The organism is Actinomyces sp. (assembly GCF_030530635.1).
Taxonomy (GTDB): Bacteria; Actinomycetota; Actinomycetes; order Actinomycetales; family Actinomycetaceae; genus Actinomyces.
The window spans coordinates 26,184-44,087 of sequence record NZ_JAUMUL010000026.1 but is presented as its reverse complement, the minus strand read 5'-3'; the positions used below and the strand labels follow the sequence as shown (position 1 = coordinate 44,087).

The following is a 17,904-nucleotide window of genomic DNA, read 5'->3' as shown; positions in this document are numbered from 1 at the left end:
AACGCCGCTCAAGCCGCTGTCCGTGCGGCGCGAAACGTTGCTATTCCAACGATTCGCGAACCGGTTCCGGGGCGCTGACGGGGCGTTTGTCATCAATTTGGACACTTCGCGCCGTACTCGCGAACCGTCGAGCGAAGGCACATACCGGCCGAGGCGCAACCGTCAGTCAATGTCCCGAGCAGACAGGCCCGTCTGCCGCGCCAAGGCTGTCATCTCGTCTTAATGCACCTGGAGGTGCGAGGCGCTTCCTGACCCCTATCCCTGGAAACCGCGTCATTCCGCGACTTTCAGAGTCGAGATCGCCACCGACCCCGCAAGCACCCCACAGGACCGACTGGCACCACCCCGAAACAACCACCTTTCGTTGCAAACAAGCCAAGCGCCACCGACACCCCTACAAGCCCCTCCAGCCACCAACTTTCAACGAAGTCATGCGGAAAAGTCGGGGTCAAAATGCACCTATCTCTGCACCTTAGACCAAATCGCAATCTCAACACAATGACCCACAACACCCCACCCGCCACAGACATCTCACCAACACCACCAACGACACCCGGCACCACCACCTGAACCCACCTGACAACCGCCGCGCCTACCACCAATCTAACGCTCCCAGCCGCACCCACTGGGAGGCGCCCCGCCTCCGGCGCATCTACTTCTCCGCGCCCTTGGCCTCCTGCGTCTCCTTGGCCGCTTTCGCATCCTTGACCGTCTGCGTCTCCACGGCCTGCAGCAATTCGTTGAAGCCGGAGAACCAGGACGCGTTCAAGTCGATCCCCTTGATCCCGGACTCGGCGGATCCGTCACGCACCAATCGCTCAATGAGCTTATCCAGCAAGTCGACGCAGGTGAATTCATCACGCACTTCCACCCACAACTCATCCAAAGCGCGCTCCAACGCCTCCTGAACGGTGGACTCCCCATGAGTAATCACGAGCCTGTCGCGCACCTCACAGGGAAAGCGCAGCAGGTCGCCGCGTTTCAACGCGGACAGATCGACCGTCGTACCGGCCTTCCTGCGCTCATGCAGTTTGTTCTTCAGACACGTATCGGGCTCATGCAGCAGACTCATGCCCTTCTTGGCCGGTTTCCGCGCATGCACTGCCTCGGCCGCCACCACCACCAGCCGCGCCTGCGTCAGCCAATCGGCGCGACTGAACAGAAAATGCACCGTGCGCAGCACATCCACAATGACGCCGGCATGGTCGTCGAGCCTTTCCGCCTGCCGCGCCTGCACGTATTCCTGGCGCAGCTCCTCACAGCGTCCGGCGAGGACGTCCATGTCCCGATCACCGGCGGCCAACACCCGCACGGCGCTGAGCAAATTGAGACTGCGCAGGCTGATCGCGGCGGCACGCCGCAGCGCGTCCTCGGCGTCGTTGTGCAAGGCGATCCGGTGAAACTGGGAGGCCGGTTCCTTGATGCCCCGGCCCGCGTCGACGAAGGTCTGGACGAACAGCGGCACGGCATTGAGTGCGCACTACTCCTGCGCCCCCTCGAGCGCGCCGTAGACCGCAGACTTCTCCCCGGTTCCCACGACCACTACCGCGACGGCATCCGCTGCGCCAGAACCGCGCCCACACCCTCGCGAACCCTCCACATCGCCTCGGGCACCGCCCGAGCCTCGTAATCCCCCGCACCGTAGTCCAGAAGGCTACAGCCCGGTTCGGGCAGTTCCCACTCCCGGTGCACGCCGTCGGCGACGACGGTCTGCGCGTTGAGCCCGGCCGTCTTCCTGGACTCCGGATGCGCCGAGTGCAGAATGACGAACTCGACCGGCAGGGCGGGGTGTTCGTCCGGTCCCGCAGCGGCCGCGCCCCGCTCCAGCAAGGCGCCGGGAACCGCCCGCCGCAGCTCGCGCTTGGGCTCGGCACGCAGCACCCGCTCCGGGATGGTAGGCCGCAGGAAAGTCCTGCCACAACTGAAGACGTACAAGACCGGACGCGGACTCGGCCGCGTCACCCACTTCGGCAACGCCTCAGCAAGATCAGGCTCCCCCGCGGCTACCGCCCAGTCCTCGGCGTGGGGCGCCTCACCATCGTGAACGGTACGCTTGGCCAAGTCATTCAGCGGCCCGGTCGGCGACACACTTTAGTTCGAAGAGGTCGCCATGGAGGTAGGCCTCGACCTGTAGCGTCAGCCCGACGTGCTCCTCAAGCCCGGCCTTCACGTCCGGGCGGTTGCAGGCCTGCTCCAGCAGCGTGGCGACGGCGTCGGTCTGGGTTCCCTCGCAGCCGTTGGCCGTGCCCAGGAGGATCACCCGCACGACGGCGCCGATGGCCGCGCCTGCGGCCCCATACCGGCTAACGCTTGCACCCCCGCTGAGGCCACAGTCTGACGCCAAAGCACCTTGCCAGCACCCAAGCGACAAGCAAGGCCACAACGAGCAGCCCGAAACCGGCACCCCACCAGGCCGCTCCGCTCAGGAGGGGCCCGCCGTCGTGCAAGTTGGACCAGACCTCCAACGCCACCGACAGCGGCAGACCGACGAAGGCGAGGATGCCCACAGCCCGCTCCATAGCGCGAGCGGATTCCTGACGCTCGCGCTCCAGCGTCTCCCGACGGCGCTCGCGCTCCTGCCGTTCCTTGTCGGCTAGGTGCTCCTGCCGCTCGATCAAGGTCTGCACGCTCTCCTGCAGCAGGCGCGCCTGCTGGACGGTCTGTTCCACCGCCCGATCCAAGCCTCCTGCCTGCTGCATCCAGGCCAACACCATGTCGGCCTGTCGGTGCCGGGTGACATCGATCCACCATTCGGAGGCGAGGAACGAGACCGCCTCACCATCTAGCCGGATCGCTTTGGCTATCACAGGGTCCAGGTACTCCGTCACAGTGTCCAGGTCCCCCGCCTGACCGATCTTCTCGGTCGCCGTCCTCAGCTCCTGAGCGGTGGCCGCGAGACTGTGGGACAGGGTGCGCACGCGCAGCCGGTCCAGGACCACCAGCAGGTACACGTCCAGGTCGGTGGAGCACATCTTGAGCATGGCCTCGAGCAGGAAGACGTCGTCCTGGCGCGGCAGGTAGGCGGCGCCACGCTCCCACACACTCGCCGCCCAGCTCTGGGAGAGCACGTGAATGTTCTCCTTTGCCCGCCCGTAGCGCTCCTCCCCCAGCTCGAAGCCCGTAGGCGATGGCAGGCTCCCCCACTGCCATCCCGCGGCCGTGAGCACCGGCAGCGGCAACCTCGCACTCGGCGAGGTTCCGGCCCGGCGCAGATCGTCGAGCGGCTCGGCGCCCACCGGTACCTCCACCCGACTACCGAGCGTGGCGGGGCTCTCCCCGAACTCCGGAACCCACCGCCGGCTCAGCTCCCGGGGCACCCAGGTCAGAGTGAACAGCGGGGCGGAGAACCAGGACTTCCGCTCGGTGTGCTCCGCCGCCAGCGTCACCCGTGCCGGACCGCACACGTCAGGACGCGCCAGCAGCTCGTTGATCGTCTCACAGATGGCCCTCATCCGGCTCGGGTGGCGGACGGCGTCGTAAAAGCGCTCGTAGGACCGCGCATCGAATGGCTCCGGTAAGTCCTTATCCGCGTGAGCGCCGTCCGCCTGTGCGCCGTCCGAGCGCTCACCATTGGCATGCTCGTCATCCGCCGGTTCGCCGGCCGGCAGCTCGGTCTCCGTCCGCGGGACGACGGCGTGCACCGCCAGGATCGCCGTCCCCGGACCGTCTCCAGTCGATACGCGCAGCACCTCCAGGGCACCGATGCGCAGCACCCGCTTGTCTTCCTTATCGCAGTGATCGAACAGTTCCTTGAGCAGCAGGGAGCGGCGGTTGTCCGCGCCCAGTGGCCGGTTGCGGCAGTCCCTGCCGCCGCCCAGCAGCCGCTCGGCCACCTCCGGGTGGAAGTATGCGGCCCGCATGCCCCGGTAGGCCTGCCTCATGATGCCGCTGCGATCCCGGGCTCTATAGCTCAGGGCCTTGACGTCCCAGTTCCCGAAGGCCTGGTTCCAGCCACGGTGCACCTGGACCTCCCACAATCGTCGGGCCAGACCAGGTCGGTGCGCTGCGGGAAGTGCTCGGCCACCACCCGGCTGGTGACGTAGACCGTGCCGGACCGCGGTTCGGGCAGGGGCGGGTCGATCCCGAGCCAGGTGGCGCCGACGGCGATGGGCACCTGCCGCACACCGGCCGCCTCACCCGGACGCTCGGGGTCGTACACGCTCAGCGTCTCCTGCCGCCCGTCGGATAGCAGCAGCCGGGGCACGACGTCGGATGCCCGCAGCCGCAGCGGCCCGCCCTCCAGGTGCAGGATCACCTCGTGCGGGGTGAGGTTGATCAGGGTGATGGGCGTTGCCGACTTCATCAGCGACCCTCCGCCCATTCCAGCAGCGCCCGAAAACGCTCGGCCCACGCCAGGTCAATATCGATCTGCAAGGACTCGGCGCCTTTTTTCACCGCGGTGATGGCGTGCTTGAGCAGGTCCAGGTAGTCGAAATCGGTGTCGACCGTGATGGACCGCTGACTCATCACCTCCCGCACGGCAGCATCGACCCGACTGTCGCCGTGAGTAAGACTCACTTCATTCCTGACCTCGTAGAGCAGCCGGAGCAGGTCTCCACGACCGCATTCCTCGATCCTGTGCGGCGGACCGCAGTGACTCACCTGGTCCTGCCAGGCATAGCGCTCCCGGAACAGGGTTTCGTCCGCATTCCTGCCCCGCCGGGGGAAGTTGACCGCCTCGGCGGCGACTACCACCAGGTGCGGATCCACGTCCCCTTCTGCTTCCAGGCACAGCGCACGGACGGTTTCCATCACCGACAGCAGCACGCCCGCATGGGCATCGGGGTCCTTGGCGTTGACCGCCTGCAGGTATTCCTCGCGCAACTCATCACACGCCTGGGCGCGCACGTCCATGTCCTGGTCGCCGGCGGCGAGCACCCGCACGGCACTGAGCAGGTTCAGGCCGGACAGGCTCGCCGCGGCAGCGGTTCGCAGCGCCGCCTCGGCGTCGTTGTGCAGGGCAATGCGGTGGAACTGCATCTCCGAGCGCTCGATGTTCTGCCCCTGCTGAACCGAGGTCTGCACGAACAGCGGTACTGCTCGCTTGGCGCACCATGCCTGAGAGGCCTCGAGGGCGCCGATCGCTACCGCCTTCTGCCCCGATGCCACGATGGCGACGGCGGACGGCTGCTTGGCATTGAGTACTTCGCGAACCATCTCGCTCACTTTGCCGGCCAAGTCTTCAACCGGCGCGAAGTCATGGCTGTCAGCTCCTCCGTAGTCGATGATGTCCACCCCGGGCGCGGAGGAGTCCCCTGGCCTCTTTGCCGAATGCGCGGATGCGCGGGTTTTAGCCGCCGTCTCCTTCGATCCCGGATCGGATGAGTGCAGCAGGAGGAAATCGACGTCGCCAACGCCGCCGCCCTCGAGCATCCCGCCGGGCACGGCACGCTTGAACTCCTCATCCGGCCCGGCCTCCATGACGCGCTCGATCACCGACCGCGGTCGATACCGTTCGCCCATGCCGCAGATGTAGAGGACTCGTCCGCGTCCGGGCCAGTGCATCCAGGAAGGCACTCGCCCCCACAGGTCGGGAACCTGCTTGACGGTGGCCAAGTCGGACGCCGTCGGCGCCGCTGCATCGTGGACGGCGCGGTTGCCAACCGGCCGCAGGCGATCACCTGTTCCGACAAGCCACTCGGCGGAAGTGGATTCCTCATCCAGATGCTCGTTGCGGACCAGGCCCAGCACCTTGCCCAGTTCCTTGCCCGGCAAGCGTTTGAACACGCTGCCCAGCCGGTCATCCTCTGCGCGCGCCTTGTTCTCCTCGGCCAGCAGGGCCTCGTAGTGCTTCTCCACCCAGGCGCGCACCGCCAGGCCGGCGCCGTTGTCCGCCCGGGTCATCTCCACCGCCACCAGCGCGGCGAACTGCTCATCGGTGGCCGTGGCCGACGCCTCTCCCCTCTCCCGCCCCGCGCCACCGAGCACCGCCTGGAGATCACACAGTAGCCGGGTGTGTTCCTCGTCGATCAGATCCTCTCGGCGGTGCTGCCGGGCCCACTGCGCGGCCTGCTCCAGGTAGCCCAGGGCACGCAGCCAGTAGAAGGGCGCGGCATCGTGGTGGCTGCGGCGGATCAGGCGGGCCGCCGGATCGTTGGGATTCGCGGCGACCGCCAGGCGCCAGTCGTAGCCGAGCTGGTCGACCACGCCCATGGCGCTCAGACACATCATGGTGGCGCCGCCAATCATGGATGCCACCACGGGCTGGTCCGCAGCAGTGCCGTATGCCGCCTCGACCCACCTACTGAGATCGCCACGGCTGACCTGCTCGTTCAGGTTGCCGTCGGCGCGGAGTTCGACGGCGATCTCCAACCCATAGCGGTCACGCAGGGCCGCGCGGATCTCATCTCGGAGCAGAAGCTCGGCGAGCGCCTTGGCGATGTCGTGCGTGGGCCAGCAGCCGGAATCGGTGCCCAGCAGCAGTACACGCACCGGGCCTGCCCCGCCGTCGTCCGCGATCGCCGCCAATTCCAGCGCCAGTGGCGTCCATTTGAACCGGCTTCTCGCCGTGCCGATCACGGTTCCTTGCTGCAGGAGGTTCAGTGCCTGGCCGACAGCACCTTCATCCCCGGCGGCAACATCAGCGGCAGCCCGCCGCAGCGCGTTGATGCCGTTCTCCCTCGTATGCTGGCGTAGCTCCTTGTCATGCAGGGTGTCGCTACCGAGGTCGGCTTCTCCAACAACATGTACGAGCAGAGTCATGTGAGGTCCTCTCTGACCGCCTGATGGGTCGCGTTGCTGCCGGGCGTATCCGCCGCGGGGAGGGCGGGGCACGGCCCACTCGAGTCTGCACCCGACCACCGCCACCCGTCAGCCGAACGAGGGAAGGAAAATCGTCAATTGAGATTCCTCTCCTAAAACCGTGTTGCCACTCACGCGGGCGTGGCAGACTACACGCGTCCCGGCATCCGCCCCGGCCCGTCCGCCCCCGAGAGGATCCCCATGCAGCTGGTCATGATCGAGACCCACGGGAACCAGAACTACATCTTCTCCTCCCCGCGCCTGCGGGAGAACATCGGGGCGTCGGCGCAGCTGGTACGGCTCAAGGAGTGGACAGACAGGGCGCTGACCGCAACCGGGGTCAGGCAGGCCTGGGCAGCCTCCCACGAGTCCCACGAGCAGATCGAGCCGAGGCCTTCGCCTCCCCGGGATGGCACCGGGCCCTCGCGCTTCAGCACTCTGTGGGTCTCCCGCGCCTCGGGCAAGGTCATCTTCATGGTGGATACGTCCCAGCAGGCCAAAGCCGTCATCGGCCACGTCACCCGCACGGCGCTCGCACAGGCGCCGGGCATTGACATATCCGGTGTCTTCATTGACATGGGTCAGGCCGCACACGTGGATGAAGCGCTGTTGAAGACACTTCATGCGGAAGCGAGTCGATACGCGCTTGAGCGTCCCCCGGCGGGCTCCCGCTTCTCCCAGATTCCCTTTCTCGCCCGGGCGCAGGACTCGGCGCTGCCAGCCTCACCGCCCCTGGGCGCGTCCCTTCCAAATGGTCTTGCGGACGAGGCCAAAAGGGACATCGCTAGTGCTTACTCACTGCCCTCCCGGGTCAAGCGCTACGGCGCCTACCGGGCGCGTAAGGCATTGATCGATCGCGCAGTCGGAGCCAAGCCCGGCCTGGAGGAGGACAGGGACGAGAACCGACTCGTCCGTGATCCCACCCAGCTTGAGAACAAGTACAAGGAACTTCAGGAACAGCTCGAGCACGATCTCATGCAGACGTTCCTGACAGGTGAGAACAGCGTCACCGACGATTCCCCCGGCGGTGCAGACGCTGCCGGGGACGCCGCCGATGATTCGCTTCACGCCCTGGAGGAGGTCTTCCAGGACACGCAGGTCACCGACCGCGACATCGAAGCGGAAGACCTAATTAACATCACCAAACTGTCCAAGGTCGCCGTGATCCATATCGACGGCAACGGCATCGGCGCCATCATGCGAAACCTGGAGGTCGCAAAGAAATGTGTCGACGCTGAAGACTTCGAGGACTCAATCGGCTGCCAACCGGACGACGCCGATGCGCTCCGCCGTTTCATACTTGGCGTAAGCACACGGTTGGACGCCGTAGTGACTTCCGCATTCGCCAACGCCTGGTTCGACGTCGCGCGCTGGGCACAGCGTGAAAAACGCACCCAGCAGCTCGACTTCACCGTGGTTCCGGTAGTTCCCGTGATCCTCGGTGGCGACGACGTAACGGTGATCACCAGCGGTGATTACGCAATACCCTTCGCGACTTCATTCCTGAAGCACTTCGAGGAGAGGACAGCCGCCGATCCGCTCCTGAAGTTCCTGCACGGAGTCGACCGGGCCGCCGCTTCAGCCGACAAACAGCCCACGTACATGCCAGGACCCATGACAGCGGCCGCGGGCGTGGCCGTGGTCCGCCGCAACTTCCCCTTCCACATCGCCTACGACCTGGCGGAGCGGCTGGTTGAGGCGGCCAAACGGGTGGGCAAGGCGCAGGTTCCCGCGGTCTCCACCCTGAGCTATCACGTCCTGTTCGACACGACTGTCCTGGACGCCGACGAGGTCCTCAGCGCCTACGCGAGCTTCACCGACCGTCCCTTCCTGCTGAATCCGGACCCTGCCCGACCGGCCAACGGTTCCGAGGCAGAGCACCCGGACTGGGTGGAGGTGTGCAAACGGGTGGACAAGTTCAACCGGCTTACCGAGGAGGACGAAGAGACCGGCGAGACCCGCTTCCCCCGGACCAGGGCCACACGCATACGCAGGTTCCTGTCCGACGCAGCCCAAGCTCAACTCAGGGGCGACACCGCTACGCGGAAGACGATCATGGTTCATGCCGAGAGCGAATGGCGCGCCGCCGAAGACAGCCTGGGGAGCAACGTCGAGGCAATCGGCGGAATCAAGGGACTGTTCGATCTGCTGGAGCTGTCCGACCTGCTGCCCAAGCAGTACCTTTCCGAACAACTACGTAAGACCTCGAGCCACGCCCCGTCATCCGCCGCCCAGCAGTCCGAGGAGACCCAGGCATGAGCACCACGAGCGCTCTCCCGACTCACCACTCACCCGTCAGCTTCCCGCTGCGCGTGATCTTCAAATCCGACTGGGGCGTATCCACCGGCGCCGGGATCGCGGGCGGCGTGGACGCCGTCGTCGAGAAGGATGAGCGGGGCCTGCCGATCGTGCGGGGCACCATCCTGGCCGGCGTGATTCGCGAGCAGGCCTTCGTCGTCGCCGAGGCCCTCGATCGGGACGCGTCAGGTGAGTCCGCCGCATCTTCCGACGATCCCCCCACCTGGCGCGCCTTCGTCACCAAACTGTTCGGTGATGCTGAGCATCCGCGTCTGGTCGGCTTCACCGACGCCCGGCTGCCCGACGGCGTCGCTCCGGAGAGCGCCGTCCACGAGGTGGTGTCGCTCTCGATCGATGAGGATACGGGCACCGCCAAGCAGGACTTCCTCCGTTTCTTCGAGCGGGCCGCCGCCGATGAACTCGGGGGTGAGGTTATGCTCGCAGACTTCAATCCGCGGGGGCGGCCGTTGGTCTGGAAGGACGAGCAGGTGGAGGCGGCACGGCTGGTCCTGAGCCTGGCCGGGCTGTTGGTGCGGGGCATCGGTTCGAACCGCTCCGACGGCGACGGCGTCTGCGACATCCTCATCGGCGATCCGCGCAAGGCCGACTCGTCCGCCGGGCAGCCGACCGTCGAGGCGCTTAAGACGTTGTGCCGCAGCCTGTTGGATGCTTGGAAGGGAACGGCACCCACCATTCCTGAAGCCGACGGCGAGCCTCGGGCACCGGAGGTACCTCACGCTTCCGTATCCGGCGACGAGGCGGCACCCCCTGCTCCCGGCCGTTTCTTCACAGCCACTCTCGACATCCGCCTGCTGACCCCGGTGGTGTCCTATGAGGTGCCCCTGTCCAACGAGGTGCGGTCCCTGGACTTCCTGCGCGGGACCGTGCTGCTGCCGTGGGTGCACCGGCGCCTGCGGGCGGTTGCGGGCAATGACCAGTTGGTGCGTGACGCAGTCGTCGCGGGTGACCTGTTGGTCTCCGACGCCACCGCTGTTGTCCGCAACGACGACGGCGGTGCCTGCCAGGGCATGCCGGTTCCGCTGGTCCTGTCCCGCCCGAAGAACCCACCACAGTCCGGGGCGGCCGCCGCAGACGGCGCACAGCCCACATCCCCCGAGACAATGACCGCCACCAACCGGCTGCTCGCGGGCGAGCCGGAGGATGTGCACAAGCCGCTGCGTGCCGGCTACGTGTTCGTCCCGGGTGCCGGTCCGGACGGCTCCGGCGACGTCGCCGGCGGCATCGGAGCGCCGGCCCTGGTGGGCAGGCAGTCCACCGCGCATGATCCGGACACCGGAGGTGCGCGCAGCGGACAACTGTTCCTGGTCAGGGCCCTGCCCGCCGGATTGAGCATGCGCGCATCCGTGACCGTGTCGGAGAGGCTTCTCGACCGGATCAGGCCGCTGCTGGCTGCGGCATTCCCCCAAGACGTCGAGGCGCGGCTGGGGTCGCGGCGCCTGAGCGGCACCTACGGGCGTGCGCGGTGCGAGCTGTCGGCGTTCACGGAAGCGGACCCGGCCCTGCCGGGCGAAGACCCCGCATTCACGCTTTGGTTCACCTCCGATGTGCTGGTGCGTTCGCCTCGGCTCGGCCCCGGGGGCAGTATTGAGGACCTCCTGCAGGCTTTCAGGCACGCCGGCGCCGCCGTCGTGCTGGTGGGAGAGCGTGATGAGCAGGGGGCCTCGGCATCGTCTTTGGAGGGCGCATTCACCGCCGGAGTCCGGCACAAGCGCGTGGACTCGTGGTCGGCCGCCGAGCATCAGCCGCGCGCTACCCGCACCGCCATCTCCGCCGGCTCGGTGCTGCGGGTTGTGGCCGCGGATAGTGCGGACTCCGCGGCGGTTCTCCGCCGGCTGACCGAGCTGTCTGTCACCGGCGTCGGCGAGTTGACCGCGCAGGGGTATGGGCGGTTCGTCGTCAACCACTGGATGCTGAAGAAAGAGCAGATCCACTTGAAGGAGCTTCACCAAGCGGACTTCCTGAGCTGCATGCGGACACAACCGGAGGACCCTGCCGTGGAGAGCACCTCCGGCGGGCATGAGGAGGAACGGGTATGAGCATCACCCGCTACAAACTGACGATTCGGCTGCAGGCCGCTTCACCGCTGCACTCGGGCGGGATCGACGAGTTCGTCGACCGCACCCGCTCAAAGGAGGAGCGCAAATCCGTACCGCGGCGCTTCGTCCGTGACGGGCATGAACGTCCGATCATCACCGGGCGTTCGGTCAAGGGCGCGGTGTGGGCGGCGTGCCGCAGGTACGTGAAGGACCACAGCGACGCCGGGCTCACGCTTGCCGATCTCGATTTCCTTCAGGGACTGGCCGATGACAACCGGGCAGGGGCCTTGACCTTCCGGTCCATCGACTTGAACAAGGTGGCTGCGCGTGAGCGCAAACCGAAGGAGGGTCAGGCCGCGAAGGACCCGCTGGTAACCCGCACGGGCATCGCCGTCGACCGTTACTGGGGGACGGCAGGGGATACGGCCCTGTTCCAGCACGAGTATGTGCCGGCGGGCGAGTCCCTGGAGCTGGTGATCACCGCGCAGGTCGGCACGCTGGACGGCCCGGGGGACCCCGCTGTGGCGACCGAAGAGGCCCCTTCTGCCGACGGGCGGAAGCTGGCTGATCCAGATGTTCTGGTAGAACGCCTGTTCGCGCTCATCGTTGCCCTGTTCCAGCAGGAGCGCATCGCCTTCGGCGGGCGCAGGAGTGCCGGCTGGGGGCGGGTGCGGCTGGATGAGGCCAAGCCGGCCGAATCGGGGAAGGAAACATTGGGGAGACCGTGGACCCTGGTGAAGACTCCCCTGGCGAGCAAGAACGACCTGTTGGCCTGGCTTGAGCCGTCGGATAAGCCGCGCAGTCAGTTTGAGCCGGCCAACATAGCCGCGTCCGGCCTGACCAGAATCACCATCACCTGGGACAGCCCCACCGGCATCCTTGTGGCTGAGACGCCGTCCGAGGATGACAACGACGAACAACGGAAGAATTTGGCCAAGCCGCTCCGCTCGGGACCGGGAGAAGATTACCCGCTGGTGCTGCCCGGGTCCTCGGTGCGTGGGGCGCTGCGGTCGCGCGCATCACGCATCGCTCGTACGGTGCTTGCCGTCAAGCGGCCGGATCAGATGGAGAGCTGGCAGAACCGCGACGTCCATAAGCAGTTGGCTGACGATCCGACCCTGGTGCGCGACCTGTTCGGCACCACGGAGCATCGAGGTGCACTGACCGTGCTGGACACCGTTGCCTCCAGTGACGGGACGGAACGCGAGGTGACGCACAACGCCGGAGACCGCTGGACCGGTGGCGCCGCGGATAGCGCACTGTTCAGCGAGATGGTGTTCGACAATGCCAAGTGGAATGACATCGTGCTGGAGCTCGACGCCGATGCCCTGCCGGGAAACGATGATCGCCGGAAGGCGGCCTGGTGCCTGCTGGGACTGGTACTCGCTGAGCTGACTACCGGGACCCTGCCGCTGGGCAGCCGCGGCACCCGCGGCATGGGTCAGGTCAACGTATCAGCGGTGCGCGTGGAGACGGACGGCGCGTTCGTTCCCGGCTGGGAACTGACCGCCAAGCCCGGTGATGTCGGTGCCCTTGCGCGGGGCATTCTCGCAGAGTTGCGGAAAATCAATATCGCCGCCAATCCAAAGGCGGAGGAGGGCTGGGAGGGCTGGTCCAGCTACCTGGTGGCTACCGAGGGGGCAACCAATGTCTGAGGGAACACGCTACGACGCACCGCTGCGACGCGGAAGACTCGCAGAGACATCGTGCGGCGACGGGACCCTGGCCGGTGTTCTGGCGAAGGCAACTGCCGGCAGCTGGCAGGGCATCGCTTACACGACCGCGGGCGCCTGCTCGCTACGCGAGGTGCATGGCGAGGCGGCGAATGCACGGCTCCGGAACACCGACGGTAGCGACGTTGACCTCGGCACCATCTATGAACTGCGCCTGTGGTATGTGGGCACCGGCAGCGACGATTCGCTTCTGGCCCGTGAACTGCGCTGGCTGAACGGAACCGGCGGAGTAGAAGTAACCGTGCGCCGTGAAGCCGGGGACGTCGACGACGGCCGAGCAGCACACGGCGAATCCGGCCGCCCGTGCTGGTATCGGCACAACAGCTACCTGCAGCACGGGGCGAGCGCGCCCTTCAAGGGCTCGGACACCATGACCAGCATCGAGGTCTTCATCGAGGAGGCCGCCTACGGGAACACGGTGTTCGTTGATGAGTTCATGACCGGAAGGTGGAACTGACATGGCCGAGTTTGGGGATTTCCATTCCGCAGTCAACCGCATCCCGGTGCCGCGCAGATCGGCGGCAAACCTTGCTAGCAAAGGCCTTTTGTCCGCTGATCTCTTCAGGGACCGGGCCGCCCGCGGGCACGACCGTCTTGAGCCCGATCGCTGGTCCGGGTCGATCGACCTGGAGATGACGGTACGCACGCCGTTGGTGTTCGGGGAGCAAAGCACCAAGGAAATCGTGCTTCCGGGCGGCAGGAAAGACAAGCGCTCCTTCGTGGATCTTCCCCAGAACGGAGATGGCACGGTGTGTGTTCCTCCCACCATGGTCAAGGGCATGATCTCCCGCGCCTACGAGACCCTCACCTGCTCGCGCTTCCGCGTGTTCAACGACCTCCCCAATGAAGTAAACAGCAAGCCGGGCCGCGAAGCGGACACCTCCCCGTTGACCTATCGGGGTGACGCCGCCAGCGCACTCGGCCTGGTACCCATCCGCATCTGCGAGGAGCGGGGCGACGGCCTGGTGGGTGAGCTGTTCTACGGGGACACGCTTGTCACCAACGGCTATCGCGACGACCGGGACCGATCCTATCCCAAAATGCGTGCGGCCTCGCTCCAATGTGGTCCGGTTGGGCCGGCATACCTGCGTGTAGACACTCAGCAACTGACGAAGATGACGCCGCACGGCGCACATATCCGCTGTCATCTCTCACTCTGCTTGCACGGGGACCGCGGTAGGGGTGCGCGCTACGCCTACTGGCAGGTGACGCACGTCATTACCGACGCTGGCGAGAAACCGTTGTTCAAAATCCCGAATTCGGTGAGAGTCGTCGACCAACTTAGGGACGTCGAGGGCTATGTATGCCGCACGGCGCCGGACGGCGTGAGGCCGAACCAGCTGTTCCCCGGAAAACATGGGAAACATGACGAACGTTTCTTCTTTGACGTTTCGCGTCAGGGACCGAAGAAGGTAACCATCGAGTCCGAGGTCTGCAAGGCGTACGCGACCGTGGTACGCAGCTACGTTTACCAAAGGAAGCAGGACCCCCCGCGGAAACGCCACGAGGCGAACCGGGCAACCCGTACCGCTCAGCAGGACCCATCCGCGGCGAGGCTCAAGGTCGGCGACCTCGCTTTCGCGGTTGTGGACAACACCGGCGCCGAACCGGTCGTGCTCGAGGTAGTCCCAACAATGATTGGCCGTCACGCCTATAGCGCCAGCCCATACCGGCTCGCGGTAGAACAACTTGTTGTTCCGCTGTCGAACGCGGAGGAGGCTTCCTCCGCCGACCGGCTCTTCGGGTACGTCGTACCCGATCCGGCGCCACAGGCTGCACGCGGAGACGTGGCCGCACGTGGGCGTATCACCGTAGGAAAGGTCGACGGGTCCGGGGCGCGGATCAGCCGCGATCGCAAGACACTGACGCCCCTGCTTGAACCCAAGCCCGGATCGGCTCGCCGCTTCCTGACCGCTCGCGACTGCGGCACACCCACAGCCAACGACGGCAAGACCGCAATCAAGAGGTCGGAGTACTTCTCCCCCGGGCAGCTGCTGGGGGCAGCTGCGTATCCGGTCCACCGCAGTGCGCTCGACTCGCGGAAGTTCCCCAAGCAGGCCACAGCGCCGGCGGTGATGAACGGCCACGAGCAGCACAACGCGAATGTGCAGCTCACCGCGAAGTCGTGGGTTGAAGTCGGCAGCGTGCTGCGGTGCACCGTGTCCTTCACCAACCTGAGCCACGATGAGCTCGCCGCCCTCATCTGGATCCTCACCCCGGAGAACCTAGTTCCCTCCTCCGAGCAGGACTCTGACCGCTCCAAGTGTGGCTACCTACGAATGGGGCTTGCCAAACCTTTCGGTCTTGGGGTGTTGGAGGTACGTATCGCCTGCGGCGGCCTGCGTGCGCGTCGAGGCGTCGAACTAAACTGTTGTTACACCGAACTCAACGGATGCCTGGGGCTCAGTGAGCCGGATGTCGATCCGGGTGACTTCGCGCTTCCCCACACATCCGTATTGGTGCAGACACCGTGGGTGCAGGCGATGCAACGTGCCGCATTCGGCTACGCCGACGGCGTCGAGGTCAGACATATGACTCTCGAGGAGAACAAGGAGAACAACAAGATAGACGGTGCCACCGGCGTACCGCGCCAGGGCAAGGGAGTCGGGCCTCGTGACATGTTCGGCCCGCACTCGGCCTTGCCGCTCCACATTGACAGGCGCCCGCCGAACGGCGACCGCCCACCGCACCCGGGAAGCAACCATGGCCGGCGGCGCTGACGAGGAGAGCAGTATGAATTGGCACCACGCCTACAACGGCATCCCCACGGTCCGTAACACGGGCGGGAAGACCGGCAGGGGGTTTGCCGGCGACTATGCGCCGTCTGGGCAGGATCGGCTTGCACCGGACACCGTGTCAGGCGAGTTGGACCTCACCATCACCGTCGCGTCGCCCACGATTCCGGGGCAGAGCACGAAGGACCGACGCGTGGTGGTGGCCTCGCGCACTGGGGCCCCGGAGGGTGCACGCACCTGGGAGGACGCCGCCATTCCTGTCACGACGCTCAAAGGGGTTCTCTCCTCCGCGTACGAGGCGGTCACCGCTTCGCGCATGCGCGTATTCACGGACCACGACCATGTGCTCACCCATCGCCGCACCACCCAGGAGGCCGCTACGCTCTACCCGGTTCTCCTGGTGTGCGGCGGGCCGGACCGTGATTCCGAGACGGGCTTGAGCGCGCGGATCATGCTCGGCAAGAACAACCCGAAAAGCCGAGGATGGAACTGGCGCCGCCCGCAGTATGTATGCGCTGCCGTACTGCCCGACAGTCAGAAGTCTGTCACCGCGTTCTACAGCTCAAAGCCTGCCAAGAAGTACAGCAGATCGAGAAAGCATAGCAAACAAAAGCACAAGCACGGCGTCTCGACGGCCGACGTCGACGCACGGCTGGAGCAGTTGCGCAAGTCCAGTCGACACCTCGACCCCGTCACCTTCACCGTAAAGCTCGAGAATTTCTATAATACTAAGCGGGCAATAGTTGTCGGAATTGGAAATAAATATTTCCTCGACTCACGACCCAAGCGCAAGAAGCACAACACTGAGACCCATAGGGGTGTCATCGTGAGGCTCACGCCGCCTCATTCTGATCCGCTTACTGAGACCAAGTACAATGAATTCGTCTTCTTCGACACCGAGACGAATCGTACGTACCTCCCTGTGCGCACTGACGTCCTTGAACAATTGGTTGAGGTTATTCACAGCTACCTGGAGAACATACGCCAACTCGTAGAACGCGAAAAGGCGGGCACGCCCGGTAATTCGAAGTCTCGCAAGTCGACGGACCCGAAGACATGGCTTATCCATGAGATCGCCAACGGCAAGATCGACGACAACGGCCAGATCCTCGGAGCCTCCGATCCCAAGATCGCCAAGGGTAAGGACTCCGCTGTCATGGCCGACCGCGCACAGATCAAACAGTTCCTGCTCAAGCTTGCATCAACGGACCCCGGCATCCCTCTGTTCGCCTCGATCTCGAACAAGGGCAACATCACCGGGCTCACACCGTCTCAAGTTGGTCGGCGCACGGCGCCCGGATCACTGGCTCCGGTCAAGTTGGCAGAGAAATCAGGAGTTGCCCCCGCACGTACCTTCGCCCAGGCTTCGGCCGGTGACCGCATGTGGGGCTTTGTGGCCGATGAGAAAGAAGAGGGCGCTGGCCAGGCCGCCGCCGTGCGCGGACGCATCACCATCCGGCCCATTACACCCGTACTTCCCGGGCAGGACAGTTGGCTCCGGTCCCCCGAGCCCACCGCCCGAGGCTGGTTTCTTCCTACGTTGGCGAGCCCCAAGCCCGCAACCGGTGCACCATACCTCCGAGATAAGTCCGGAAGGGCACTGCCGGAAACAACCACTCGAGCCCGCACGTATCAGCCAGAACAGACCCTGATACGCAAGGTGTACCCCACCCACCGCAAGCTACTCGGCCGAAAGGACTTGCCGAACAGCACGCCCCTCGAAGGCGACATCGGCCCTCACGACACCGTCGTCGGCTCATTTCTGGCACCGGGAGCCAAGTTCACGACCACACTCGCATTTGATGGGCTGACGCCGCAGGAACTTGCCGTGCTGGTCTGGTTGCTTACCCCTGAGAGCCTGGTACCACCGAAAGCGTCCCCCGAGGATGAATCGATGCGCCGTGGCTTTCACCGGCTCGGATTCGGCAAGCCCCTCGGTCTCGGCGCAGTCGAGATCAGGGCCACCGACGTACACATGCACACCGGTAAGAGTTTAGCTGGCATGTACATGCAGCTCGACGGATGCCTCGGTTGTACGCCGCTCGACGCAACGACGGCGGCGGCGGCGGACAGACTGGCCGACGCGCTCAGCGCACTGCCCAAGGGCTTCGAGAAGAGGCTTCCGGTGCGCGCATTCGTACGTGCGGCCTACGGCTGGGACGACGAGGCCGAAGTCCAGTACCCCGACGCCCACAAGCCCGCTGACAGTAAAACTGGCGTGTCCGCCACCACCGTCTGGTTTAAGAACCGGGAGGAGGATCGCGTCAAGCACCGCATCAACCCCAACGAATACCGCCTTAACCGCAAATACAACCTCCCGGGCTTAGCATTCCCTTAGCA

The 17,904-nt window shown here is 65.6% G+C and carries 12 protein-coding genes; 6 read left to right on the top strand and 6 right to left on the bottom strand.

From position 1 onward, the window contains the following. Positions 1 to 652: 652 nt before the first annotated feature. From Q4A20_RS07845 to Q4A20_RS07820, 6 genes are all read right to left on the bottom strand, one after another. Entirely contained in the window at positions 653 to 1,465 is an 813-nt protein-coding gene (locus tag Q4A20_RS07845; protein ID WP_303122104.1) for a hypothetical protein, read from the bottom strand. A gap of 77 nt (positions 1,466 to 1,542) precedes the next feature. After that, on the bottom strand, positions 1,543 to 2,061 hold the full coding sequence (locus Q4A20_RS07840) for a hypothetical protein (RefSeq protein WP_303122102.1): 519 nt from the start codon (positions 2,059 to 2,061) through the stop codon (positions 1,543 to 1,545). 1 nt (position 2,062) lies between these two features. Then, positions 2,063 to 2,266, bottom strand: a complete 204-nt coding sequence (locus tag Q4A20_RS07835) for a hypothetical protein (RefSeq protein WP_303122100.1) — start codon at positions 2,264 to 2,266, stop codon at positions 2,063 to 2,065. 37 nt (positions 2,267 to 2,303) lie between these two features. Continuing rightward, positions 2,304 to 3,962: a hypothetical protein gene (locus tag Q4A20_RS07830; RefSeq protein ID WP_303122099.1), complete on the bottom strand. Its 1,659-nt coding sequence runs from the start codon at positions 3,960 to 3,962 to the stop codon at positions 2,304 to 2,306. After that, positions 3,911 to 4,303 (bottom strand): hypothetical protein, encoded by a 393-nt coding sequence (locus Q4A20_RS07825; protein ID WP_303122097.1) that lies wholly within the window; start codon positions 4,301 to 4,303, stop codon positions 3,911 to 3,913. Before Q4A20_RS07825 ends, Q4A20_RS07830 begins: the two co-directional genes overlap by 52 nt. Further along, entirely contained in the window at positions 4,303 to 6,702 is a 2,400-nt protein-coding gene (locus Q4A20_RS07820) for a hypothetical protein (protein ID WP_303122095.1), read from the bottom strand. The genes Q4A20_RS07825 and Q4A20_RS07820 overlap by 1 nt, the downstream gene beginning before the upstream one ends. Positions 6,703 to 6,882: 180 nt before the next feature. Here Q4A20_RS07820 and Q4A20_RS07815 point away from each other — a divergent pair, with 180 nt between their 5' ends. The 6 genes from Q4A20_RS07815 (at position 6,883) to Q4A20_RS07790 (ending at position 17,902) form a co-directional block, all read left to right on the top strand. Continuing rightward, entirely contained in the window at positions 6,883 to 9,000 is a 2,118-nt protein-coding gene (locus Q4A20_RS07815) for a hypothetical protein (protein WP_303122093.1), read from the top strand. Then, positions 8,997 to 11,096, top strand: a complete 2,100-nt coding sequence (locus Q4A20_RS07810; protein WP_303122092.1) for an RAMP superfamily CRISPR-associated protein — start codon at positions 8,997 to 8,999, stop codon at positions 11,094 to 11,096. The genes Q4A20_RS07815 and Q4A20_RS07810 overlap by 4 nt, the downstream gene beginning before the upstream one ends. Further along, positions 11,093 to 12,751, top strand: a complete 1,659-nt coding sequence (locus Q4A20_RS07805; protein WP_303122089.1) for an RAMP superfamily CRISPR-associated protein — start codon at positions 11,093 to 11,095, stop codon at positions 12,749 to 12,751. The genes Q4A20_RS07810 and Q4A20_RS07805 overlap by 4 nt, the downstream gene beginning before the upstream one ends. Continuing rightward, positions 12,744 to 13,286 carry a hypothetical protein gene (locus Q4A20_RS07800; RefSeq protein ID WP_303122087.1) on the top strand — a complete coding sequence of 181 codons (543 nt, stop codon included), beginning with the start codon at positions 12,744 to 12,746 and terminating at the stop codon, positions 13,284 to 13,286. The genes Q4A20_RS07805 and Q4A20_RS07800 overlap by 8 nt, the downstream gene beginning before the upstream one ends. Before the next feature lie 88 nt (positions 13,287 to 13,374). Next, a complete protein-coding gene (locus tag Q4A20_RS07795; RefSeq protein ID WP_303122086.1) occupies positions 13,375 to 15,549 on the top strand; it encodes a hypothetical protein in 2,175 nt (724 codons plus the stop codon). A gap of 13 nt (positions 15,550 to 15,562) precedes the next feature. Beyond that, entirely contained in the window at positions 15,563 to 17,902 is a 2,340-nt protein-coding gene (locus Q4A20_RS07790) for a hypothetical protein (protein ID WP_303122084.1), read from the top strand. The last annotated feature ends 2 nt before the right edge of the window (positions 17,903 to 17,904 follow it).

Bases quoted from the DNA above. Each gene is read 5' to 3' on its own strand.
- Q4A20_RS07825 (WP_303122097.1), bottom strand. From the start codon at position 4,303: ATGAAGTCGGCAACGCCCATCACCCTGATCAACCTCACCCCGCACGAG.
- Q4A20_RS07820 (WP_303122095.1), bottom strand. From the start codon at position 6,702: ATGACTCTGCTCGTACATGTTGTTGGAGAAGCCGACCTCGGTAGCGAC.
- Q4A20_RS07810 (WP_303122092.1), top strand. From the start codon at position 8,997: ATGAGCACCACGAGCGCTCTCCCGACTCACCACTCACCCGTCAGCTTC.
- Q4A20_RS07805 (WP_303122089.1), top strand. From the start codon at position 11,093: ATGAGCATCACCCGCTACAAACTGACGATTCGGCTGCAGGCCGCTTCA.
- Q4A20_RS07800 (WP_303122087.1), top strand. From the start codon at position 12,744: ATGTCTGAGGGAACACGCTACGACGCACCGCTGCGACGCGGAAGACTC.
- Q4A20_RS07790 (WP_303122084.1), top strand. From the start codon at position 15,563: ATGAATTGGCACCACGCCTACAACGGCATCCCCACGGTCCGTAACACG.